Origin of the sequence: Vibrio coralliilyticus ATCC BAA-450, assembly GCF_000176135.1 — a bacterium.
GTDB classification, from domain to species: domain Bacteria; phylum Pseudomonadota; class Gammaproteobacteria; order Enterobacterales; family Vibrionaceae; genus Vibrio; species Vibrio coralliilyticus.
Window position 1 is genome coordinate 21,605 of the sequence record NZ_ACZN01000020.1, and the last position, 22,317, is coordinate 43,921.

At 46.3% G+C, this 22,317-nt stretch carries 36 protein-coding genes; 6 read left to right on the plus strand and 30 right to left on the minus strand.

The annotated features are described in order from the left end of the window. Genes cysN through cobA form a run of 3 tightly spaced genes read right to left on the minus strand, consistent with a single transcriptional unit; the run spans window position 1 to window position 3,265 of the window. Window positions 1-1,413: a sulfate adenylyltransferase subunit CysN gene (gene cysN, locus VIC_RS24935; protein ID WP_006963193.1), complete on the minus strand. Its 1,413-nt coding sequence runs from the start codon at window positions 1,411-1,413 to the stop codon at window positions 1-3. Window positions 1,414-1,431: 18 nt separating this feature from the next. Further along, window positions 1,432-2,364 carry a sulfate adenylyltransferase subunit CysD gene (cysD, locus tag VIC_RS24940; protein ID WP_227495665.1) on the minus strand — a complete coding sequence of 311 codons (933 nt, stop codon included), beginning with the start codon at window positions 2,362-2,364 and terminating at the stop codon, window positions 1,432-1,434. 34 nt (window positions 2,365-2,398) lie between these two features. Further along, window positions 2,399-3,265, minus strand: coding sequence for a uroporphyrinogen-III C-methyltransferase (cobA, locus tag VIC_RS24945; protein ID WP_039952694.1), 867 nt, complete (start codon window positions 3,263-3,265; stop codon window positions 2,399-2,401). Between the two features lie 262 nt (window positions 3,266-3,527). Between cobA and cpdB the strand changes: the two genes are divergently transcribed. From cpdB to VIC_RS24965, 4 genes are all read left to right on the plus strand, one after another. Continuing rightward, on the plus strand, window positions 3,528-5,489 hold the full coding sequence (gene cpdB, locus VIC_RS24950) for a 2',3'-cyclic-nucleotide 2'-phosphodiesterase (RefSeq protein ID WP_006963196.1): 1,962 nt from the start codon (window positions 3,528-3,530) through the stop codon (window positions 5,487-5,489). 140 nt (window positions 5,490-5,629) lie between these two features. Beyond that, complete coding sequence (locus VIC_RS24955; protein WP_086026975.1) at window positions 5,630-6,178, plus strand: Crp/Fnr family transcriptional regulator; 549 nt, start codon at window positions 5,630-5,632, stop codon at window positions 6,176-6,178. A 70-nt stretch (window positions 6,179-6,248) separates the two neighbouring features. Beyond that, window positions 6,249-6,701: a GNAT family N-acetyltransferase gene (locus VIC_RS24960; RefSeq protein WP_006963199.1), complete on the plus strand. Its 453-nt coding sequence runs from the start codon at window positions 6,249-6,251 to the stop codon at window positions 6,699-6,701. A 2-nt stretch (window positions 6,702-6,703) separates the two neighbouring features. Next, window positions 6,704-7,567 (plus strand): DMT family transporter, encoded by an 864-nt coding sequence (locus tag VIC_RS24965; RefSeq protein ID WP_006963200.1) that lies wholly within the window; start codon window positions 6,704-6,706, stop codon window positions 7,565-7,567. On the opposite strand, the gene VIC_RS24970 is transcribed toward VIC_RS24965, so the two are convergent. Then, window positions 7,568-8,137: a LysM-like peptidoglycan-binding domain-containing protein gene (locus tag VIC_RS24970; protein WP_006963201.1), complete on the minus strand. Its 570-nt coding sequence runs from the start codon at window positions 8,135-8,137 to the stop codon at window positions 7,568-7,570. It abuts the gene before it with no gap. Window positions 8,138-8,371: 234 nt separating this feature from the next. Between VIC_RS24970 and VIC_RS24975 the strand changes: the two genes are divergently transcribed. Continuing rightward, a complete protein-coding gene (locus VIC_RS24975) occupies window positions 8,372-8,992 on the plus strand; it encodes an FKBP-type peptidyl-prolyl cis-trans isomerase (RefSeq protein WP_006963202.1) in 621 nt (206 codons plus the stop codon). A 95-nt stretch (window positions 8,993-9,087) separates the two neighbouring features. After that, the gene (locus VIC_RS24980) at window positions 9,088-9,567 is read left to right on the plus strand and encodes a DUF2780 domain-containing protein (protein WP_006963203.1); all 480 of its coding nucleotides are present in this window, start codon (window positions 9,088-9,090) and stop codon (window positions 9,565-9,567) included. Between the two features lie 71 nt (window positions 9,568-9,638). Here VIC_RS24980 and rplQ read toward each other — a convergent pair whose 3' ends face one another. The 26 genes from rplQ to rplD form a co-directional block, all read right to left on the minus strand. Beyond that, window positions 9,639-10,019: a 50S ribosomal protein L17 gene (gene rplQ / locus VIC_RS24985; protein WP_005383141.1), complete on the minus strand. Its 381-nt coding sequence runs from the start codon at window positions 10,017-10,019 to the stop codon at window positions 9,639-9,641. A gap of 26 nt (window positions 10,020-10,045) precedes the next feature. Next, entirely contained in the window at window positions 10,046-11,038 is a 993-nt protein-coding gene (locus tag VIC_RS24990) for a DNA-directed RNA polymerase subunit alpha (RefSeq protein WP_004410407.1), read from the minus strand. Between the two features lie 24 nt (window positions 11,039-11,062). Beyond that, window positions 11,063-11,683, minus strand: a complete 621-nt coding sequence (rpsD, locus tag VIC_RS24995) for a 30S ribosomal protein S4 (RefSeq protein WP_006963204.1) — start codon at window positions 11,681-11,683, stop codon at window positions 11,063-11,065. Between the two features lie 27 nt (window positions 11,684-11,710). Then, entirely contained in the window at window positions 11,711-12,100 is a 390-nt protein-coding gene (rpsK, locus tag VIC_RS25000; protein ID WP_001118870.1) for a 30S ribosomal protein S11, read from the minus strand. An 18-nt stretch (window positions 12,101-12,118) separates the two neighbouring features. Beyond that, on the minus strand, window positions 12,119-12,475 hold the full coding sequence (gene rpsM / locus VIC_RS25005) for a 30S ribosomal protein S13 (protein ID WP_005450559.1): 357 nt from the start codon (window positions 12,473-12,475) through the stop codon (window positions 12,119-12,121). Window positions 12,476-12,622: 147 nt separating this feature from the next. Beyond that, a complete protein-coding gene (gene rpmJ / locus VIC_RS25010; protein WP_000868186.1) occupies window positions 12,623-12,736 on the minus strand; it encodes a 50S ribosomal protein L36 in 114 nt (37 codons plus the stop codon). A 27-nt stretch (window positions 12,737-12,763) separates the two neighbouring features. Continuing rightward, window positions 12,764-14,098, minus strand: a complete 1,335-nt coding sequence (gene secY / locus VIC_RS25015; protein WP_006963205.1) for a preprotein translocase subunit SecY — start codon at window positions 14,096-14,098, stop codon at window positions 12,764-12,766. A 20-nt stretch (window positions 14,099-14,118) separates the two neighbouring features. Next, window positions 14,119-14,553, minus strand: coding sequence for a 50S ribosomal protein L15 (gene rplO, locus VIC_RS25020; protein ID WP_006963206.1), 435 nt, complete (start codon window positions 14,551-14,553; stop codon window positions 14,119-14,121). Between the two features lie 5 nt (window positions 14,554-14,558). After that, window positions 14,559-14,735, minus strand: coding sequence for a 50S ribosomal protein L30 (gene rpmD / locus VIC_RS25025; RefSeq protein ID WP_006963207.1), 177 nt, complete (start codon window positions 14,733-14,735; stop codon window positions 14,559-14,561). 7 nt (window positions 14,736-14,742) lie between these two features. Beyond that, the gene (gene rpsE, locus VIC_RS25030; RefSeq protein ID WP_006963208.1) at window positions 14,743-15,246 is read right to left on the minus strand and encodes a 30S ribosomal protein S5; all 504 of its coding nucleotides are present in this window, start codon (window positions 15,244-15,246) and stop codon (window positions 14,743-14,745) included. Window positions 15,247-15,260: 14 nt separating this feature from the next. Beyond that, window positions 15,261-15,614, minus strand: a complete 354-nt coding sequence (gene rplR, locus VIC_RS25035; RefSeq protein ID WP_006963209.1) for a 50S ribosomal protein L18 — start codon at window positions 15,612-15,614, stop codon at window positions 15,261-15,263. A gap of 9 nt (window positions 15,615-15,623) precedes the next feature. Continuing rightward, window positions 15,624-16,157: a 50S ribosomal protein L6 gene (gene rplF / locus VIC_RS25040; protein ID WP_006963210.1), complete on the minus strand. Its 534-nt coding sequence runs from the start codon at window positions 16,155-16,157 to the stop codon at window positions 15,624-15,626. A gap of 12 nt (window positions 16,158-16,169) precedes the next feature. Beyond that, entirely contained in the window at window positions 16,170-16,562 is a 393-nt protein-coding gene (gene rpsH, locus VIC_RS25045; RefSeq protein ID WP_004745890.1) for a 30S ribosomal protein S8, read from the minus strand. Window positions 16,563-16,591: 29 nt separating this feature from the next. Next, window positions 16,592-16,897 carry a 30S ribosomal protein S14 gene (gene rpsN / locus VIC_RS25050; protein ID WP_006963211.1) on the minus strand — a complete coding sequence of 102 codons (306 nt, stop codon included), beginning with the start codon at window positions 16,895-16,897 and terminating at the stop codon, window positions 16,592-16,594. A 17-nt stretch (window positions 16,898-16,914) separates the two neighbouring features. Beyond that, a complete protein-coding gene (rplE, locus tag VIC_RS25055) occupies window positions 16,915-17,454 on the minus strand; it encodes a 50S ribosomal protein L5 (RefSeq protein ID WP_004745887.1) in 540 nt (179 codons plus the stop codon). Window positions 17,455-17,477: 23 nt separating this feature from the next. Next, window positions 17,478-17,795, minus strand: coding sequence for a 50S ribosomal protein L24 (gene rplX, locus VIC_RS25060; protein WP_004745885.1), 318 nt, complete (start codon window positions 17,793-17,795; stop codon window positions 17,478-17,480). Between the two features lie 13 nt (window positions 17,796-17,808). After that, window positions 17,809-18,180 carry a 50S ribosomal protein L14 gene (rplN, locus tag VIC_RS25065; protein ID WP_004745883.1) on the minus strand — a complete coding sequence of 124 codons (372 nt, stop codon included), beginning with the start codon at window positions 18,178-18,180 and terminating at the stop codon, window positions 17,809-17,811. A gap of 164 nt (window positions 18,181-18,344) precedes the next feature. After that, the gene (gene rpsQ, locus VIC_RS25070; RefSeq protein ID WP_006963213.1) at window positions 18,345-18,599 is read right to left on the minus strand and encodes a 30S ribosomal protein S17; all 255 of its coding nucleotides are present in this window, start codon (window positions 18,597-18,599) and stop codon (window positions 18,345-18,347) included. Next, the gene (gene rpmC / locus VIC_RS25075; protein WP_004410456.1) at window positions 18,599-18,790 is read right to left on the minus strand and encodes a 50S ribosomal protein L29; all 192 of its coding nucleotides are present in this window, start codon (window positions 18,788-18,790) and stop codon (window positions 18,599-18,601) included. The genes rpsQ and rpmC overlap by 1 nt, the downstream gene beginning before the upstream one ends. Next, window positions 18,790-19,200 carry a 50S ribosomal protein L16 gene (gene rplP / locus VIC_RS25080; RefSeq protein ID WP_004410459.1) on the minus strand — a complete coding sequence of 137 codons (411 nt, stop codon included), beginning with the start codon at window positions 19,198-19,200 and terminating at the stop codon, window positions 18,790-18,792. Before rplP ends, rpmC begins: the two co-directional genes overlap by 1 nt. Before the next feature lie 11 nt (window positions 19,201-19,211). Beyond that, the gene (rpsC, locus tag VIC_RS25085) at window positions 19,212-19,910 is read right to left on the minus strand and encodes a 30S ribosomal protein S3 (RefSeq protein WP_005471060.1); all 699 of its coding nucleotides are present in this window, start codon (window positions 19,908-19,910) and stop codon (window positions 19,212-19,214) included. A gap of 19 nt (window positions 19,911-19,929) precedes the next feature. Beyond that, a complete protein-coding gene (gene rplV, locus VIC_RS25090; protein WP_006963216.1) occupies window positions 19,930-20,262 on the minus strand; it encodes a 50S ribosomal protein L22 in 333 nt (110 codons plus the stop codon). A gap of 10 nt (window positions 20,263-20,272) precedes the next feature. After that, window positions 20,273-20,551 (minus strand): 30S ribosomal protein S19, encoded by a 279-nt coding sequence (gene rpsS, locus VIC_RS25095; RefSeq protein ID WP_004745876.1) that lies wholly within the window; start codon window positions 20,549-20,551, stop codon window positions 20,273-20,275. Window positions 20,552-20,572: 21 nt separating this feature from the next. After that, complete coding sequence (rplB, locus tag VIC_RS25100) at window positions 20,573-21,397, minus strand: 50S ribosomal protein L2 (protein ID WP_006963217.1); 825 nt, start codon at window positions 21,395-21,397, stop codon at window positions 20,573-20,575. 16 nt (window positions 21,398-21,413) lie between these two features. Continuing rightward, window positions 21,414-21,716: a 50S ribosomal protein L23 gene (gene rplW, locus VIC_RS25105; RefSeq protein ID WP_004398471.1), complete on the minus strand. Its 303-nt coding sequence runs from the start codon at window positions 21,714-21,716 to the stop codon at window positions 21,414-21,416. Continuing rightward, window positions 21,713-22,315: a 50S ribosomal protein L4 gene (gene rplD / locus VIC_RS25110; RefSeq protein ID WP_006963218.1), complete on the minus strand. Its 603-nt coding sequence runs from the start codon at window positions 22,313-22,315 to the stop codon at window positions 21,713-21,715. Before rplD ends, rplW begins: the two co-directional genes overlap by 4 nt. Window positions 22,316-22,317: the final 2 nt, after the last annotated feature.

Consider the following 22,317-nt stretch of genomic DNA (forward strand, 5'->3'; position numbering starts at 1 on the left):
TTAGATTTTCGCATCCCACTCAGGGAAGTGTTTAAGAATCAGAGCTTTTAGCTCAGTTTCAAAAGCACCCATGCGCTCCTGAGGAGAACGCTGACGCTCAGCCAGAGCATCACGCACCAAACCTGCACCTACGGTCACGTTAGTCAGGCGATCGATGATGATGAAACCACCGGTATCCTGGACGGCATCGTAGTTGTCGATGGCGACCGACTCATTCAGTGTCCACTCACACAAACCAATACCATTCAGTGGTAGCTCTTCTGCCTTGTGCATAGACAGGTTGTTGATGTCGTACTGGTGACGAATGGCTTCAACGCGACCTACAGTCTTCTTGCCCGCAATCTTCACATCGTAATCACGGCCAGCCTGCAATGGCTGCTCTGTCATCCACACCACATCAGCAAGCAGTCGGTTACTTGACTCAACTTGAGCATGTTCAAGCACGATCAGGTCACCACGACTGATATCGATCTCATCTTCCAATGTCAGCGTCACCGCTAGGCCTGCTTGAGCTTGTTCTAGGTCGCCATCAAAAGTCACAATACGCGCCACTTTCGAACTCTTACCTGAAGGCAAAGCTTTAATGCGGTCACCCACTTTGACATTGCCTGAGGCAATCGTGCCCGCAAAACCACGGAAGTCGAGGTTTGGACGATTGACATATTGGACAGGGAAACGGAAATCCCCCTCTTCTTTAACCTGGTCAACATCGACGTTTTCTAGAAGATCGAGTAGAGACGGCCCTTCAAACCAACTCAGGTTATCACTCGCTTCCACCACATTGTCACCCTCTAGCGCAGACAGTGGAATGATCTGAATATCGGTTTCACCTTGTAGGTTTTCTGAAAACGACAGGTATTCGTCACGGATCTCTTCAAAGCGTTGTTGTGAATACTCAACCAGATCCATCTTGTTCACTGCCACCACAAAGTGCTTAAGGCCAAGCAAGTTTGAGATGAAAGAGTGACGGCGAGTTTGATCCAATACCCCTTTACGCGCATCAATCAAAATGACCGCAAGATCACAGGTCGAAGCGCCTGTCGCCATGTTACGTGTGTACTGCTCATGCCCCGGCGTGTCGGCAATGATGAACTTACGCTTCTGGGTAGAGAAATAGCGATACGCGACATCAATCGTAATCCCCTGCTCACGTTCAGCCTGCAAACCATCAACCAACAACGCTAGGTCTGGACGTTCGCCGGTGGTGCCGACGCGCTGACTATCCGAATGAACGGCGGCCAACTGATCTTCATAAATTTGCTTTGAGTCGTGGAGTAGACGACCAATCAATGTACTTTTACCATCATCTACTGAACCACATGTGAGGAATCTAAGTAGCGATTTGTGTTGATGCTGAGTCAGGTAACCTTCGATACCAAGTTCAGCTAATTGAGCTTCAACTGCACTGTTCATAATCTTTCCTTAGATCCTTTAGAAATAACCTTGTCGTTTCTTCAATTCCATCGATCCCGACTGATCGTGGTCGATCGCACGGCCTTGTCGTTCGCTCGATGTCGCAACCAGCATTTCTTCAATAATGCCCGTTAGTGTATTGGCGTCTGATTCAATCGCACCGGTCAGCGGGTAGCATCCTAAAGTACGGAAACGGACGTTTTTCTCTTCAATCACTTCACCTGGCTGAAGCTTCATTCGCTCATCGTCCACCATGATGAGCATGCCATCACGCTCAACGACTGGCCGCTTATCAGCTAGGTAAAGTGGAACAATTTCGATGTTCTCTAGATAGATGTATTGCCAGATATCCAGCTCAGTCCAGTTGGATAGTGGGAACACTCGAATGCTTTCACCTTTATTGATCTGGCCGTTGTAAGTACGCCATAACTCAGGACGTTGATTCTTAGGGTCCCATGTATGGTTCTTGTCACGGAAAGAATAGACACGCTCTTTCGCACGAGATTTCTCTTCATCGCGACGCGCACCACCAAACGCTGCATCAAAACCATACTTATTCAGCGCTTGTTTAAGACCTTGAGTTTTCATGATGTCAGTATGCTTGGACGAGCCATGTTCGAATGGGCTGCATCCCATCGCAAGACCTTCTGGGTTCTTATGAACCAAAAGCTCAAAGCCGTATTTTTCTGCGGTTTTGTCGCGGAATTTGATCATCTCCTTAAACTTCCAGTCGGTATCGACGTGAAGTAGAGGAAACGGGATCTTACCCGGGTAAAAAGCCTTACGAGCAAGATGCAGCATGACTGAGGAGTCTTTACCGATGGAGTACATCATCACCGGATTATCAAACTCTGCGGCAACTTCGCGGATAATATGAATACTTTCCGCTTCAAGCTGCTTGAGATGGGTTAAACGTTCTTGGTCCATGTTAGTGCTTCCTTTGCGGCTCACTGGGAGCGTCTGACAAATTCTAAATAAATGGGCATTACGCGAATTGGCGCTGTTGTAATGGTTCTTGCTGTGCTCCAAACCACGTTAATTTTTCTGACAAAGACACCACTTCCCCAATCACAATCAGTGACGGCGACTCGGCATCTTGAGCAAGAGTTGCCAGCTGTGACAGCTGACCTTTAAAAACTTTCTGACAGGATTGTGTTCCGCGCTCGATGATCGCAATCGGAGTGTCTGGTGAGCGGCCATGTTCAATCAACTGACCTTGAATGTACTCAGACTTCATTAGCCCCATATAAATCACCAAAGTCTGATTACCGCGAGCCAGCGTTGACCAGTCCATTTGGTCACTTTCAGCTTTAAGATGACCAGTAATAAACATCGCTGTTTGCGCATAATCGCGGTGCGTCAATGGGATGCCTGCATAGGCGGTAGCACCAGCAGCAGCGGTAATTCCAGGCACAACGTGGAACGAAACGCCCGCATCAGCCAAGACTTCCAGTTCTTCACCACCACGGCCAAAGATAAATGGATCGCCACCTTTGATACGTACAACGCGATGTCCTTGTTGAGCAAAGTCCACCAGTAGCTGATTGGTTTTTTCTTGAGGAACACTATGATGACCAGCACGCTTGCCGACACAGACTAAGATCGTATCGCTCGGTACCAGTGCCATGATTTCATCGGAGACTAAATAGTCGTAGAGAACAACATCCGCCTGCTGTAAAAAGCGCAGTGCTTTGATGGTCAGCAATTCAAGGTCACCCGGACCAGCACCAATAAGAGCCACTTCACCTGAGTTCAAAACACTCTTACCAATACTCTCGGCGGTAGAAGACTGCGCTTGTGCCGCTCGCGGGTTGTGAAGTGGAAATTGAGAAATTGTATCCTTGCTCGCCATCATGTTGTTCCTTTCCTGTCGTTGAAAGCATTATGGCGCTCTATATATATTACCTGAAATTCTAAAATTTCATTTTTTATACCTTTTTCTGATAAGAGTAGAATGCAATGTGGTTAATGGTTGAACACAGATGAGATCTACTGAGCAGAACGGTATAAAGTAATTGTTCTAGGTCACAGTTTGTTACTGAGCGAAATATCTGTTGCACGGCGTTTTGCTACATTATGCAACGTCTCAAAATAACGCTATCGGAGCTTACAAAATGAAAGTCGCAGTGAAACCCCTTTCGCTTGCTGTACTGGGTGGCATGCTAACTATGGCTGGCCCAGCAATGGCAGAAACGATCAAATTACGTATCGTAGAAACCACGGATATTCACACTAACGTCATGGACTACGACTACTACAAAGATAAACCGACTCAAAAAACCGGTCTGACACGCACAGCAACGCTGGTTAAGCAAGCTCAGGCCGAGGTAGAGAACAGCGTACTGGTTGATAATGGTGACCTTATCCAAGGTAGCCCTATGGGTGACTACATGGCCGACAAAGGCATCAAACCAGGTGAAGTACACCCCGTCTACAAAGCAATGAACCAGCTAAACTACGATGTCGGTAACATTGGTAACCACGAGTTTAACTACGGTCTGGAGTTCCTTGCAGAAACCATCAATGACGCAGACTTCCCATACATCAGCGCCAACGTGTTTGATAAGAAAACAGGCAAGCACTACTTCAAGCCATACATCATCAAAACTCACACTTTCAAAGATGTTGAAGGTGTAGAACATGAAATTAAAGTGGGTTACATCGGCTTCGTTCCACCACAAATCATGGTATGGGATAAGAAAAATCTTGAAGGTAAGGTATTTGCGAAGGACATCAAAGAGACAGCAGAAGAGCTTGTCCCGCAGATGAAAAAGGAAGGCGCTGATGTCATCGTTGCCATTCCACACTCTGGCGTAGCATCTGACCCTTACAAAGCAGGCGCAGAAAACTCAACTTACTACTTATCAGAAGTCGAAGGCATTGATGCAATCGCCTTTGGTCACTCACATGCTGTCTTCCCGGGTAAAGGTTTTGACAACATCCAAGGTGTCGATAACCAAAAAGGTACCATTAACGGTGTCGCTTCGGTTATGCCTGGACGCTGGGGCAGCCACGTTGGTGTTATCGACCTAGAATTGAAAGAACAAGATGGCAAGTGGTCAGTTGTGAAAGGTCAGGCAGAAGCCCGTCCTATCTATGACAAAGTGGCTAAGAAATCTCTTGCTAAAGCCGATCCTGACATGGTGAAAGCGTTAGAAGTAGACCATAAAGGTACGCGCGATTTCGTTAACCAGCCAATTGGTAAAGCAAACGACGTGATGTACAGCTTCCTTGCTCTAGTACAGGATGATCCAACCGTACAAATCGTTAACCTTGCACAGAAAGATTACGTGGAACGCTTTATTCAAGGAGACCCTGATCTTTCAGATATTCCAGTCCTTTCTGCAGCCGCTCCTTTCAAAGCTGGTGGTCGTAAGAACGATCCAGCAAACTTTACTGAAGTCGAATCCGGCCAGCTGACCTTCCGTAATGCTGCAGACCTTTACCTTTACCCGAACACGCTTGTCGCAATGAAGGTCAAGGGTAAGGAAGTAAAAGAGTGGCTAGAGTGTACTGCTGGTCAATTCCAACAGATTGATGTTAACAGCACTGCACCACAGCAGCTGATCGACTGGGATGGCTTCCGTACTTATAACTTCGACGTCATTGACGGTGTTGAGTACCAGATTGATGTAACTCAGCCAGCGAAATACGATGGTGACTGTAAGCTAGTCAACGAAGACGCTGAACGTATTGTTGGTTTGACTTACCAAGGTAAGCCAATCGATATGGAACAAGACTTCCTGATCGCGACCAACAACTACCGTGCATACAGCAACAAATTCCCAGGCACTGGTAGTGAGTTTGTGGCGTTTGATTCTCCAGACGAAAACCGCTCTGTTATTGCGTCTTACATCAGCCGAGTAAGTAAAGAAAAAGGCGAAGTAACACCAAGCGCAGACAACAACTGGACATTCGCTCCAATTAAGTCTGACAACAAACTGGACATCCGCTTTGAAACCTCACCAAGTGAGAAAGCTGCAGCCTTCATTGAGAAGAAAGGCCAGTATCCGATGAAACAAGTCGCAACTGACGATGTCGGTTTCGCGGTTTATCAGATCGACCTACAAAAGTAGGCATGTGATATAGTTTTTAAGCCGCGATATTTATCGCGGCTTTTTTTCATCACAAGTTAGCGAATCACACTTGATCGGTTTAGAATTCTAAGCATGTTTTAGTTGATGATAAAAAGTTCATGCAGCCCACCGAACGCTTTATGGAACAGCTCCAAGCCACAGGCTTCAATCACGATGAAATAGCCCAATTGCTTGACTCTGCTCAGCTTATTGAGCTCCCGACCCGACATATATTGCTTCATCAAGGTCAGCTCGCCGACGAGATATTTTTCCTCATCGAAGGGATTTGCCACTCCGCCTACCTCACTGATAAGGGTAAAGAATTCAGCAAGGAATTTTACTGGGAACACGACTGGATCATCGGCTTTGAAAGTTTAATCAAGCAGCAACCGTCACCCTACCTGCTCGAATCTCTGACCTCTTGTGTGCTCTTCTCACTTCCAGTAGAAACACTTCGTCAATGGCGTAGTCAAAAACATAGCGTGTATCTCAAGCTGCTCGAAACTCAGTTGATGTACAAAGAGAACAAAGAACGCTTTATGTTGTTGTACACCCCGGAAGAACGTTATGAGCTGTTCTGCCAGCATTACCCGCACTTACCCGAAAGGCTAACCGACTATCAGATAGCCGCCTATCTAGGGATTACACCGATTAGCCTGAGCCGAATTAAAAAGCGAATGCAAAGTTAACATTTGTTAATGCTGTCAGGGTTCATCACTGTTAACTTAGGTCTTCATAAGAACGAAACCGAGCAACACTATGATCACCTGGCAACTTCTTCCTTTTGACCAATTGTCTACCCCTCAGCTATACCGACTCCTCAAACTGCGTGTTGATGTGTTTGTCGTCGAACAAATCTGCCCCTACCCTGAACTGGATGGCAAGGATAGCTTAGAGAACGTGCATCATTTAATGGGCTACAAAGACGACGAACTGGTTGCTTACGCGCGACTTCTGCCGCAAAACGTCAGCTACCCTTCAGTCAGTATTGGTCGAGTGGCTACCGCGCAAGCCCATCGCGGTGACGGGTTAGGCCATCAATTGCTCGAACAAGCCTTATTAGAGTGCGACAAGCTGTGGCCGGGACAAGATATTGAGATTGGTGCTCAGGAGCATCTAGAAACGTATTACAACCGCCATGGTTTTCAGCGCACCTCAGAGATGTACCTAGAGGACGATATTCCACACATCGACATGAAGTTTAGTCGTTAGCTATGACCGGGCTCTCTCCTCAAGCCATTGCTCTGTGGTTACTCATTGCAGGTAATCTCACGGCATCACTGTCAGATGTGATGGTCAAATTGCTTGATGGCAGCGTGAGCCCGTTTCAGTACATTTTTATCCGTCAGTTAATCTCAGTTGCGGTAATCTACCCACTGTGGAGAAAAGAAACACAATCTACACGTCAACTACGCTCACCTGGCCTTAATGTCTTTCGCGCTCATCTGGTTTTGATTGGCAGTGGTTGCATGGTGGTTGCCATCACTCATATGACTTTGGCCAGTGCGAATGCTGTGTTCTATGCCGCACCTTTGTTAATGCTGCCCATTTCAGTGTTGATGATGGGAGAAAAGCCTTCTCGTTCCAAAGTGCTCGGCACACTATTAGGCTTTGTTGGTGTGCTGATTGTTCTCAGACCTTCACAATTTCATTGGGCTGCCTTTTTTGCACTCGGTACGGCAACCACGCTGGCGTTGTTTAATGTTTCAGCACGTAAACTGCCCGAGCAACAATCCATGATCAGTACCTTGTTTTGGACTTCACTGCTATCACTTCCCGTTGCAGGCACTCTGGCTGTTTGGTCATGGCAACCAATCAACGCCTCCCAATTGGGACTAATCGCTGCCGGAGCACTTTTGATTCTTGTTTATAATGGTTTAGCTGTTCTGGCTTACCGAAAAGCGCCAGCTGGGGAGATAGGCTTAGCAGAGTATTCTGGATTAGTGTTTGTCACTCTGTTTGGAATCTGGTGGTTTAACGAAATTCCGGATTGGATTACTGCCATGGGTATCATGCTGATCATCGCCCCTTTATTACCAATCAGAAGGCGATTTCGACAGCGTATTGTAAACAGTTAACTACTTACTGCGTCCAAATCCACCATCCGATAGACGGAAGAACATAACGGATTTGGCGCTTTTCTCGAGCTGGAGAATATCTAAGCTGCCATCATCCGCGAGTTTGAAACGAACCAACTGGCCAGCCTTAATATAGCTAAGCGGCTTGTCGCTACCTTCAACGCGCACTAACGCATTCAAATCAGCCATTGCTAGATTATTGTTGCGGAAGACTTGCGCCAAGGTGTCACCTCTCTTCACTGTATATTCCTGCCAGACCTCCGACTTTAAACTTTCCTGTTGCTGAGAAGGCTGCTCACTCAATCCAGTAGTATTGATATTAACTTGAACGCGCTGTTTTGCTGTTTGAGGGGACGAAGGCTGTTCGACTGTCGGCTCTGGTGTTGGGATAACCAATAAAAGCAAAACGACTGGCACGAGTACCATCAATGCACGCTGATGCAACTTAGGCAGATGAGCCCAGGCCTGCTTTGCTTGATCGGCGATGCCCTTCCAATCTACCTGCGAAAACTTCTGCTGTACCAGTTCTGCATAATCTACCTGTTTTACTTTTTTCTTTCTGCGATTCATTACGCGAGGTCTCCCAGGGTCCACGACTACAAGTATAAAAACGAAGCGCACTGTAGTATAGGAGTTTTCAATGTGTTAAGTGATGTACAGGTCAAATTTGTCAATCTCCGCTTAAAAGTAAGACGTAAATCTCACATTGCAACACTTGTTGTTGCTTCAAAGCGGGACCATTTCATCCCAGCACTAATACTGGTATCCTGTGCCACCTGAATACATCAAAAATAGAGAGACATCATGTCTGAAGTTAAATTTGAAACTGTAGAACAAAAAGCAAGCTACGGCATTGGTCTACAGATGGGTCAGCAACTGGCTGGTTCTGGTCTAGAAGGCCTGAGCGTTGACGCAATTGCAGCGGGTATCGCGACTGCTCTAGTAGGCGACATGCCAGCTATTGAAATCGACGAAATCAACTCTGCACTTCAAGACCTACACCAACGTGCAGAATCTGCTCGTCAAGAGTCAGCTAAAGCAGCTGCTGCTGACGGTGAAGCGTTCCTAAAAGACAACGCTCTTCGCCCAGAAGTAACGGTTCTTGAGTCAGGTCTACAGTACGAAGTTATCACAGAAGGTACTGGTGAAATCCCTACGTCAGACAAACAAGTACGTGTTCATTACCACGGTGAACTGACTGACGGCACTGTATTCGACAGCTCAGTATCTCGCGGTCAACCAGCAGAGTTCCCTGTAACTGGCGTAATCAAAGGCTGGGTTGAAGCACTTCAACTAATGCCTGTTGGTTCTAAGTGGAAACTATACATCCCTCAAGACCTAGCATACGGCGAGCGCGGCGCAGGTGCAGCGATTCCTCCGTTCGCAGCACTTGTATTCGAAGTAGAACTACTAGACATTCTGTAATTCGAAACGAAACCACAATTCTTAATAAAGCGACGCATTGCGTCGCTTTTTTTGTCTACACTGGTAGTGTTTCGCTTTGCCCTTAAGGAATCACTATGACTAAAGCCCTACTACTGCTCCCCCTTCTCCTCTCAACAAGTTTCTCAAGTTACGCGTTTCTCAATCTAGGAAAAGAGAGCCCCGACTCGAGCGCGTTAACTAGCGTCATCAGCGAAGAGTTATCGAACACACAAAGCCAATCACCACTGAGTGATGCATTAACCAGCAACCTATCGATCAGCGGAGAACAAGCCGCAACAGGCTCGGCAGCGCTGCTATCTTTGGCTCAAAATCAACTACCTGCAAATCAAAGCAAAGAATTAACAGGTGCTATACCAGGTTTATCGAGTTTATCCTCACTGGGTGGGATAGCGGGTCAAGTAGATTCAATGAGTGCAGTGAATGATGTTTTCGCGAAGATAGGGCTAGATCCATCAATGATCAGCCAGTTTACTCCAGTCATACTAGAGTACTTATCGGGACAAGGAGCCAGCTCGGGACTAACGACATCTCTTGAAGAGCTGTGGAAAGAATAATAAGAATTGAATAAACAGCAGATACAAAAAAGCCGAGCTAATGCTCGGCTTTTTCGTTCGTACGAACCTGATTACTCAGCAGCTTCTTCAGCCGCTGGGCGATCTACAAGCTCAATGTAAGCCATTGGAGCTTTATCGCCAGCACGGAAACCAGCTTTTAGGATACGAGTATAACCGCCCTGACGAGCAGCAAAACGTGGACCTAGTTCGTTAAATAGTTTTGCAACTACTTCGTTGTCACGAGTACGTGCAAATGCTAGACGACGGTTAGCAACGCTGTCAGTCTTAGCTAGTGTAATCAAAGGCTCAACTACGCGACGTAGCTCTTTAGCTTTTGGCAAAGTAGTCTTGATAACTTCATGACGTACTAGAGAGCTAGCCATGTTGCTGAACATCGCTTTGCGATGTGAGCTATTGCGGTTGAGTTGACGACCACTCTTACGATGGCGCATGACCTAATCCTTCTAACTAGTATCGATTAATCTTCAGCGATAGACGCTGGTGGCCAGTTTTCTAGGCGCATGCCCAGAGACAGACCACGTGATGCAAGTACGTCTTTAATCTCAGTAAGAGATTTTTTACCAAGGTTAGGCGTTTTAAGTAGCTCAACCTCAGTACGCTGTACAAGATCACCGATGTAGTGAATCGCTTCTGCTTTCAGACAGTTAGCAGAGCGAACTGTTAGTTCAAGATCGTCTACAGGACGCAGTAGGATCGGATCGAATTCTGGCTTCTCTTCCTTCTCCTCAGGTACACGTACATCACGAAGATCTACGAACGCATCCAATTGCTCAGCTAGAATAGTAGCTGCGCGACGGATTGCTTCCTCAGGGTCTAGAGTACCGTTCGTTTCCATGTCGATAACAAGTTTGTCTAAGTCTGTACGCTGCTCTACACGAGCTGCTTCAACAGAATAAGCAATCTTGTCTACTGGGCTGTACGTAGCGTCAACCAGTAGGCGACCAATAGGACGCTCATCTTCTTCAGTATGGATACGAGCTGAAGCTGGAACGTAACCACGACCACGTTCAACTTTGATACGCATTGCGATCTCAGCGTTGTCATCTGTTAGATGACAAATAACGTGTTCTGGGTTAGCGATCTCTACATCACCATCATGGGTGATGTCACCTGCAACCACAGGGCCCGAGCCTGATTTGTTAAGCGTAATAAACACTTCATCTTTGCCTTCGGCAACGCGCACAGCCAAACCTTTAAGGTTTAGAAGAATTTCAAGAATATCTTCTTGAACACCTTCTTTAGTGCTGTATTCGTGTAGAACGCCTTCAATTTCTACTTCTGTAACTGCGCAACCTGGCATAGAAGATAGAAGAATACGGCGAAGTGCATTACCTAGAGTGTGACCAAAGCCACGCTCTAATGGCTCAAGAGTTACTTTTGCGTGTGTCGTGCTAACTTGTTCGATGTCAACAAGACGTGGCTTAAGAAATTCTGTTACAGAACCCTGCATTGTGTCCTCTCTTTAGTTTAAACCTTACTTAGAGTAAAGCTCGACGATCAGTTGTTCGTTGATGTCAGCAGATAGATCTGAACGCTCAGGCAAACGCTTGAACGTACCTTCCATCTTACCACCATCTACTTCAATCCAAGTTGGTTTTTCGCGTTGTTCAGCAACTTCTAGAGCCGCTTTAATGCGAGATTGCTGTTTAGCTTTCTCACGGATAGAAACAACGTCGTTAGCCGCAACTTTGAAAGAAGGAACGTTTACAACTTTACCGTTAACTAGGATAGCTTTGTGGCTAACTAGCTGACGTGCTTCTGCGCGAGTTGCGCCAAAGCCCATGCGGTAAACTACGTTATCAAGACGACCTTCAAGAAGCTGAAGTAGGTTTTCACCAGTGTTGCCTTTTAGGCGAGCAGCTTCTTTGTAGTAGTTACGGAATTGTTTTTCTAGAACGCCGTACATACGACGAACTTTTTGCTTCTCACGAAGCTGAACGCCATACTCAGATAGACGACCGCGACGAGCGCCGTGTACACCTGGTGCGTTATCAATTTTACACTTGGTATCGATCGCGCGTACACCAGACTTAAGGAATAAGTCAGTACCTTCGCGACGGCTAAGCTTCAGCTTAGGACCCAAATATCTTGCCATGATCTTTCTCCAGTAATCTAAAAAACGTTATACGCGACGTTTCTTAGGTGGACGACAACCGTTATGAGGGATTGGTGTAGCATCAACAATGTTTGTGATGCGGAAACCAGCAGCGTTCAGTGCGCGAACAGTAGATTCACGACCTGGACCTGGACCCTTAACCATAACTTCCAAGTTCTTTAGACCGTACTCTTTAGCCATTTCAGCACAACGCTCAGCAGCAACCTGTGCAGCGAACGGAGTAGACTTACGAGAACCACGGAAACCTGAACCACCGGCAGTAGCCCATGCAAGAGCGTTACCTTGACGGTCAGTGATGGTTACGATTGTGTTATTGAAAGATGCATGGATGTGCGCAACGCCATCTGCAACTTGCTTGCGTACGCGCTTACGAGCGCGAGTTGGTTGTTTAGCCATTGTACTCTACCTTCCCGATTATTTCTTGATCGGCTTACGCGGACCCTTACGGGTGCGAGCATTGGTTTTAGTACGCTGTCCACGTAGTGGTAGACTGCGACGATGACGAAGACCACGGTAACAGCCAAGGTCCATAAGACGCTTGATGTTCATAGATACTTCACGACGTAGATCACCTTCTACAGTGTACTTAGCTACACCATCACGCAGTTGATCGATCTGCTCTTCAGTTAGTTCACTGATCTTAACATCTTCAGCAATACCCACTTCAGCTAGGATAGCTTGAGAGCGAGTTTTACCGATACCGTAGATCGCAGTAAGTGCGATTACAGCATGTTTTTGATCAGGAATGTTAATGCCTGCAATACGGGCCATTATTCACTCCTAGTGTTTCATAAAAGAATTAGCCGCAGCAAAGCCCGTTATGGATACGCTGCGGAATACTACTTCTTTTGCACGCAAAAGGTAGGCCGAGGAATATACTCGACGCTACCTTATATTTCAAGTAAAAATTTCTGCTAATTAGCCTTGGCGCTGCTTGTGCTTTGGCTCACTGCAAATCACGCGAACAACACCGTTACGCTTGATAACTTTACAGTTACGGCAGATTTTTTTAACGGAAGCACGAACTTTCATTGCTAAACTCCGTAAATGAAACCTGAATTAACGGCCGTAGCCTTTCAGGTTTGCCTTTTTCAACACAGAATCATACTGTTGAGACATCAGATGAGTCTGTACCTGTGCCATAAAGTCCATAATTACAACAACTACGATAAGTAGTGATGTACCGCCGAAGTAGAAACGTACGTTCCACGCGACCATCATGAACTCCGGAATCAGACAGATAAAGGTAATGTAAAGCGCACCGGCTAGGGTTAAACGCGTCATTACTTTATCAATATATTTCGCTGTCTGCTCACCTGGGCGGATGCCGGGTACGAATGCACCAGACTTCTTCAGGTTATCTGCTGTTTCACGCGGGTTGAATACCAACGCCGTGTAAAAGAAACAGAAGAAAATAATCGCTGCAGCATAAAGCATTACATACAAAGGTTGACCTGGGCTAAGAGCCAATGACACGTCAGTTAACCAACCGAACGTGCTGCTCTCACCATTCTGACCAAACCATTGTGCCAGTGTTCCTGGGAACAGGATAATGCTTGATGCAAAGATTGCTGGAATAACACCTGCCATATTAATTTTAAGTGGCAAATGAGTGCTTTGTGCAGCAAATACCTTACGACCTTGTTGACGCTTCGCGTAATTGACAACGATTCGACGCTGACCACGCTCCATGAAAACAACGAAGTAGATAACTGCAAAAGCAAGTACAACAATCAACAGCAGAAGAAGTACATGCAATTCACCTTGACGCGCTTGCTCGATTGTTTGACCGATTGCAGAAGGCAATCCAGCAACAATACCTGCAAAGATTAGTAACGAAATACCGTTACCAATTCCACGCTCTGTAATTTGTTCACCTAACCACATTAAGAACATGGTGCCGGTTACTAAACTTACGGTAGCAATGAGCGTAAACATGGTTTGGTTGATAACAACCAGATTGTCGACCATGTTTGGTAAGCCCGTTGCAATACCAATAGCTTGGAATGTTGCAAGTACAAGCGTGCCGTAGCGTGTATATTGGCTGATCTTACGACGGCCTGCTTCACCCTCTTTTTTGAGTTCAGCTAACGCTGGATGAACTACAGTTAGCAGTTGGACAACAATCGATGCCGAAATATACGGCATGATGCCCAACGCTAATATAGATGCACGCTCAAGAGCACCACCGGAGAACATGTTAAACATTTCTACGATGGTACCTTTTTGCTGTTCGAACAAATCGGCAAGTACAGCAGCGTCAATACCAGGAATCGGCACAAAAGAGCCTGCTCGGAATACTAAAAGTGCACCAATTACGAATAACAAGCGCGACTTTAGTTCACTTAAGCCGCTCTGAGCACTACGAAAATCTTGTCCTGGTTTCTTAGCCATCTGTACCTCGTTCCTCGAGATTATTCCTCGATTTTACCGCCTGCAGCTTCGATTGCAGCTTTAGCGCCTTTAGTCACACGTAGACCTTTAACAGTCACTGCTTTGTTAATTTCACCAGATAGAACAACTTTAACAAATTCGATGTTCTTAGTGATAACGTTAGCAGCTTTAAGGCTGTTTAGATCAACCACGTCACCAGTAACTTTCGCTAGCTCAGCTAGACGAACTTCAGCAGACACTAGGCTCTTACGAGAAGTGAAACCGAATTTTGGTAGACGTTGTTTCAGAGGCATTTGACCGCCTTCAAAACCTGGACGAACTGAACCGCCAGAACGTGACTTTTGACCTTTGTGGCCACGGCCACCGGTTTTACCAAGGCCAGAACCGATACCACGACCTACGCGCTTCGCAGAAGGCTTAGAACCCGCAGCCGGTGATAGAGTATTCAAACGCATTCTGATTACTCCTCAACTTTAACCATGTAGAAAACCTTGTTGATCATGCCGCGTACACACGGAGTATCTTCAAGTTCTACAGTATGGTTGATTTTACGAAGGCCCAAACCCTTTAGACACGCTTTGTGCTTAGGTAGGCGACCGATTGAGCTTTTAGTTTGAGTAACTTTAATAGTTGCCATGGTGTTCTTACTCCGAAATAGATTCAACAGTTAGACCACGTTTAGCAGCAACCATTTCTGGCGACTTCATGCTACCTAGTGCATCGATCGTAGCACGAACGATGTTGATAGGGTTCGTAGAACCGTATGCTTTAGATAGTACGTTGTGTACACCTGCTACTTCTAGTACTGCACGCATCGCACCACCTGCGATAACACCTGTACCTTCTGCAGCTGGCTGCATGTAAACTTTAGAGCCCGAGTGGCGACCTTTAACCGGGTGGAAAAGAGTGCCTTCGTTAAGCGCGATAGTAGTCATGTTACGACGCGCTTTTTCCATTGCTTTTTGAATCGCTGCAGGTACTTCACGAGCTTTGCCGTAACCGAAACCTACGCGACCGTTACCGTCACCAACTACTGTTAGTGCAGTAAAGCTCATGATTCGACCACCTTTAACCGTTTTAGAAACACGATTAACTGCGATTAGCTTTTCTTGCAAATCATTCGCTTGAACTTGTTGTTCTTTAGCCATCTTCCAACCCTACCTTAGAATTTCAGACCAGCTTCGCGAGCAGATTCTGCTAGCGCCGCCACTCGACCGTGGTATTGGAAACCAGAACGATCAAATGCAACTGAATCTACGCCTTTTTCAATAGCGCGTTCTGCAACAGCTTTACCTACTGCTTTAGCTGCATCGATGTTACCAGTGTTCTTAACTTGCTCACGGATCGCTTTTTCTACAGTAGAAGCTGCTGCGATAACCTCAGAGCCGTTTGATGCGATAACCTGAGCGTACACGTGACGAGGAGTACGGTGTACTACTAGGCGAGTTGCACCCAGTTCTGCAATCTTACGACGTGCGCGTGTAGCACGACGGATGCGAGATGCTTTCTTATCCATAGTGTTACCTTACTTCTTCTTAGCTTCTTTAGTACGCACATTTTCATCTGCGTAACGAACACCTTTACCTTTATAAGGCTCAGGCTCACGGTAAGAACGAATGTCAGCCGCAACCTGACCAACTAATTGCTTGTCACAACCAGTGATCACGATTTCAGTTTGGCTTGGACACTCAGCTTTAATACCCGCTGGCAATTCATGCTCAACTGGGTGAGAGAAGCCAAGAGTTAGGCCTACAGCGTTGCCTTTGATAGCAGCACGGTAACCAACACCCTTAAGAGTTAGCTTCTTAGTAAAGCCTTCAGTAACGCCAACAACCATGTTGTTAACTAGAGCGCGAGCAGTACCTGCTTGTGCCCATGCGTTAACAACACCTTCGCGAGGACCGAAAGTAAGATTGTTTTCTTCCTGAGCAACAACTACCGCAGCGTTAAGAACGCGAGATAGTTCGCCTTTAGCACCTTTTACAGTGATTTCTTGGCCGTTTAGTTTCACCTCTACGCCAGCTGGAATAGCGACAGGTGCTTTAGCAACACGAGACATAGTCTACTCCTATTAAGCTACGTAACAGATGATTTCACCACCAAGACCTGCTTTACGTGCAGCGCGGTCTGACATAAGACCCTTGGAAGTTGAAACGATTGCAACACCAAGACCACCCATTACAGAAGGAAGTTGATCTTTCTTCTTGTAAACACGTAGACCTGGACGAGAAACACGTTTAAGTTGCTCGATTACTGGTTTAGCTTGGAAGTACTTAAGAGTAACTTCTAGCTCAGGTTTTGCTTCGCCTTCAACAGCGAAGTCAGTGATGTAACCTTCAGCTTTTAGTAGTGCAGCAATTGCAACTTTAAGCTTTGAAGAAGGCATTTTAACAGCAACTTTGTTTGCTGCCTGACCGTTACGAACGCGGGTCAGCATATCCGAAATCGGATCTTGCATGCTCATATGATTTACTCCAAATGATTAAGTGGCAATTACCAGCTAGCCTTACGAAGTCCTGGAATCTCGCCTTTCATGCAAGCTTCACGAACTTTGATACGGCTTAGACCGAACTTACGTAGGTAACCGTGTGGACGACCAGTTTGGTTACAACGGTTGCGCTGACGTGATGCACTTGAATCACGTGGAAGAGATTGCAATTTAAGAACTGCGTTCCAACGATCTTCTTCAGATGCGTTTACATCGCTGATGATAGCTTTAAGCGCAGCACGCTTTTCAGCGAACTTAGCTACTAGCTTCGCACGTTTTGCTTCACGTGCTTTCATTGAATTTTTAGCCATAACAGTAACCCTTCACCTTACTTACGGAATGGGAAGTTAAAGGCAGCCAGCAGAGCACGGCCTTCCTCATCAGTACCAGCAGACGTCGTAATAGTGATGTCTAGACCGCGTACTCGATCAACTTTATCAAAGTCGATTTCCGGGAAGATGATTTGCTCGCGAACGCCCATGCTGTAGTTACCGCGTCCGTCAAAAGACTTAGCGCTAACGCCACGGAAGTCACGTACACGTGGAAGAGCGATGTTAATTAAACGCTCAAGAAAATCCCACATACGTTCGCCACGCAAGGTTACTTTACAACCGATAGGGTAGCCTTCGCGGATTTTGAAACCTGCAACAGATTTACGCGCTTTAGTGATAAGTGGCTTTTGACCAGAGATCGTTGCCATATCAGCAGCTGCGTTTTCTAGCAGTTTCTTATCGTTGATTGCTTCACCAACACCCATGTTTAGGGTGATTTTCTCGATTCTAGGGACTTGCATGACGCTTGTGTAGCTAAACTGTTTGGTCAGTTCAGCGACTACAGACGACTTGTAGTAATCATGCAGTTTCGCCATAGTAGAACTCCAAATTACTTCTATTAGTTAGAAACGATTTCGTTGTTAGATTTAAAGAAACGAACTTTCTTACCATCTTCAAAACGGAAACCGATACGGTCAGCTTTACCAGTAGCTGCGTTAAAGATTGCAACGTTAGAAGCATCAATAGCTGCTTCTTGTTCAACGATGCCACCTTGTTGACCTAGAGCCGGAACCGGCTTTTGGTGCTTCTTAACAAGGTTGATACCTTCAACGATAACTTTACCAGTTGCTAGAACCTTAGTTACTTTACCTTTCTTGCCTTTATCTTTACCAGCAAGAACGATTACTTCGTCGTTACGACGGATTTTAGCTGCCATTTCTACGTGCTCCTTACAGAACTTCTGGAGCCAGTGAAACGATCTTCATGAACTTATCGCCACGAAGTTCACGTGTCACAGGGCCAAAGATACGTGTACCGATTGGTTGCTCAGTGTTGTCGTTCAACAATACGCAAGCATTACGGTCGAAGCGAATGACAGAACCGTCTGGACGACGAACGCCTTTGCGAGTGCGCACGACAACCGCCTTCAGAACATCACCTTTCTTAACTTTACCGCGAGGAATTGCTTCCTTAACAGTAACTTTGATGACGTCACCGATATGTGCATAACGGCGGTGTGAGCCACCCAGGACCTTAATACACATTACCTTGCGCGCGCCAGAGTTATCAGCTGCGTCAAGTGTACTTTGCATTTGGATCATTGTTAGTGCTCCGCTAAATATTAATAACTAGACCCATCACGGGTCGGGCTGCCTCTTTAAAAGGGACGCGAATTGTACCACCCTTTTTTGTGATTGGGTAGTCAAAAAATAAACGGCCCCAAAATAATTTTGGAGCCGTTTAACATCATAGAATTAGCTAAGGATTAGCCTTTCGCTTTTTCTACAACTTTTACCAGAGTCCAAGACTTAGTCTTAGACAGTGGACGACATTCACGAATCTCAACAGTATCGCCTAGGCCACACTCGTTGTTCTCGTCATGTGCGTGAACTTTAGTCGTGCGCTTTACGAACTTGCCGTAAATTGGGTGTTTAACCATGCGCTCGATAGCAACAGTGATAGACTTGTCAGCCTTGTTGCTAACTACACGACCAAATGAAGTACGAATTTTGTCGCTCATTATGCGCCTGCCTTCTCAGTCAATACGGTTTTCACACGTGCGATATCACGACGTACAGCTTTCAGAGTATGAGTTTGCTGTAGCTGACCAGTTGCAGCTTGCATGCGCAAGTTGAACTGTTCGCGTAGCAAATTCAATAGCTCAGCGTTAAGCTCTTCAACGCTTTTTTCGCGTAGATCTTGTGCTTTCATCACATCACCTGCTTAGTTACAAACGTAGTTTTGAATGGCAGTTTACGCGCCGCTAGACGGAACGCTTCACGAGCCAATTCTTCAGGTACACCACCCATTTCGTACATAACCTTACCAGGTTGGATTTGGGCTACCCAGTACTCAACGTTACCTTTACCCTTACCTTGACGAACTTCAAGTGGTTTTTCTGTGATAGGTTTGTCTGGGAACACACGGATCCAGATTTTACCTTGACGCTTAACGTGACGTGTCATTGCACGACGTGCCGCTTCGATTTGACGAGCAGTTAGACGGCCACGGCCAGTTGCTTTAAGACCGAATTCGCCGAAGCTTACATCAGTACCTTTAGCTAGACCACGGTTACGACCAGTCTGAACCTTACGGAACTTAGTACGTTTAGGTTGTAGCATCTGTCGACTCCTTACTTACGGCCTTTGCGCTGCTTCTTAGGCTTGTCGCCTTTAGGCTCTACAGCGTTAGCTGCTGGCATGCCGCCTAGGATCTCACCTTTGAAGATCCAAACTTTAATGCCGATTACACCGTATTGAGTGTGAGCCGAAGAAGTTGCGTAATCAATGTCAGCACGTAGAGTGTGTAGAGGTACACGACCTTCACGGTACCACTCTGAACGTGCGATTTCAGCGCCGCCTAGACGACCACTTACTTCTACTTTGATACCTTTAGCACCTAGACGCATAGCGTTTTGTACCGCGCGCTTCATAGCACGACGGAACATCACACGACGCTCTAGCTGAGACGCGATGCTGTCACCAACAAGTTGCGCATCTAGTTCAGGCTTACGTACTTCAGCGATGTTAATTTGCGCTGGTACACCTGCAATTTTAGCTACTGCTGCGCGTAGCTTCTCAACGTCTTCACCTTTCTTACCGATAACAACGCCTGGACGAGCAGTGTGAATAGTCACACGGATGCTCTTAGCAGGACGCTCGATAACGATGCGTGATAGAGACGCTTTTTTCAGTTCACTTGTAAGGAACTGACGTACCTTGAAGTCGCCGTCTAGGTTGTCAGCGAAATCTTTGGTGTTAGCAAACCATGTAGCATTCCAAGGCTTAACGATGCCAAGACGAATACCATTTGGATGTACTTTCTGACCCATTGCTTACTCTCCTAGTCTCTTAGCGATCTGCTACAACAACAGTGATGTGGCTTGAACGCTTCAAGATACGATCCGCACGACCTTTAGCACGAGGCATAATACGCTTCATGATAGGGCCTTCATCTACGAAGATCTTTGCGACACTTAGATCGTCAATATCTGCACCTTCATTGTGCTCCGCGTTCGCGATAGCTGACTCAAGAACTTTCTTAACTAGGTCAGCAGCTTTTTTGTTGCTGAAAGTTAGGATTTCTAGAGCTTGGTCAACTGATTTACCACGGATTTGATCCGCAACTAAGCGAGCTTTCTGAGGCGAAATGCGAGCAAAGTTATGTTTAGCTAGTGCTTCCATCATCTACTCCTTAACGCTTCTTAGCTTTCTTATCCACGACGTGGCCGCGGTAAGTACGAGTTGGTGCAAATTCACCCAGTTTGTGACCGATCATTTCTTCGGTAACGAAAACTGGTACGTGCTGACGACCATTATGGACAGCGATGGTCAAACCGATCATCGTAGGGATGATCATTGAACGACGGGACCAAGTCTTAATAGGCTTTTTGTCTCCGCTTTCCACCGCTTTCTCTACCTTCTTCAGCAAGTGTAGGTCAATAAATGGACCTTTCTTGAGAGAACGTGGCATGGCGATTCCTCTTTATATAGATTACTTGTTACGACGACGTACGATGTACTTGTCGGTGCGTTTGTTCTTACGAGTCTTGAAGCCTTTAGTTGGCTGACCCCATGGTGAAACTGGGTGACGACCACCAGAAGTACGGCCTTCACCACCACCGTGTGGGTGGTCTACTGGGTTCATCACAACACCACGAACGGTTGGACGAACACCACGCCAGCGGCTAGCACCAGCTTTACCAAGTTCACGTAGCATGTGCTCAGAGTTACCAACTTCACCGATTGTTGCACGGCCTTCAGAAAGTACTTTGCGCATTTCGCCAGAACGTAGACGGATAGTTACGTATGCACCGTCGCGAGCAACGATTTGAGCATATGCACCAGCCGAACGAGCTAGCTGACCACCTTTACCAGGCTTAAGTTCAACGTTGTGTACAGTTGAACCTACTGGGATGTTACGCATTGGAAGTGCGTTACCAGCTTTGATTGGTGCGTCTGCACCAGACTGGATAGCATCACCAGCTTGAACACCTTTAGGTGCTAGGATGTAACGACGCTCACCGTCTGCGTACAGAACTAGAGCGATGTTAGCGCTACGGTTTGGATCGTATTCTAGACGTTCAACTTTCGCTGGGATACCGTCTTTAGTACGTTTAAAGTCAATTACACGGTAGTGGTGCTTGTGACCACCGCCGATGTGACGTACTGTAATACGACCGTTGTTGTTACGACCACCGTTCTTAGAGTTTTTCTCTAGAAGAGGTGCGTATGGCTTGCCCTTGTGTAGGTCAGCGTTAACAACTTTAACAACGTGACGACGACCAGGGGAAGTCGGCTTACATTTAACAATAGCCATTTCTCAACTACTCCTGTTATTCCGCGCCGCCAACGAAGTCAAGATCTTGACCTTCTTTCAAAGTAACGTACGCTTTCTTAACGTCGCTGCGGCGACCTTGGCGTAGACCTTGACGTTTGGTCTTACCCTTAGTGATAAGAGTATTTACAGACTTAACTTCAACTTCAAATAGCTTTTCTACAGCTGCTTTGATCTCTTTTTTAGTAGCATCTTTAGCTACTTTGAAAACGATAGTGTTCGCTTTCTCAGCTGCCATAGTTGCTTTTTCAGAGATGTGCGGAGCACGTAGAACTTTTAGGATACGCTCTTCAGTGATCATGCTAGCATCTCCTCAACTTGCTTAACTGCTTCAGCAGTAATTACAACCTTGTCGAACGCGATTAGCGATACTGGGTCGATACCAGCAACGTCACGTGCGTCAACTTTGTATAGGTTACGAGCAGCTAGGAATAGATTCTCATCTACTTCGCTAGTCACGATAAGCGCGTCAGTTAGCTCAAGCTCTTTAAGCTTAGCTACAAGCTCTTTAGTCTTTGGTGCTTCTACTGAGAAGTTATCAACAACGATTAGACGCTCTTGACGAACAAGCTCAGAAAGAATGCTCTTCATAGCACCACGGTACATTTTTTTGTTTACTTTTTGGCTGTGATCTTGTGGTTTCGCAGCAAAAGTAACACCACCTGTACGCCAGATTGGGCTACGGATTGTACCAGCACGTGCACGGCCAGTACCTTTTTGACGCCATGGCTTAGCGCCACCGCCAGCAACTTCTGAACGTGTTTTTTGAGCACGAGTACCTTGACGAGCACCTGCTGCATACGCAACAACTACTTGGTGTACAAGAGCTTCGTTAAACTCACGTCCGAAAGTAGTTTCGGAAACAGTTAGTGCATCAGCACCTTTAACCATTAGTTCCATTA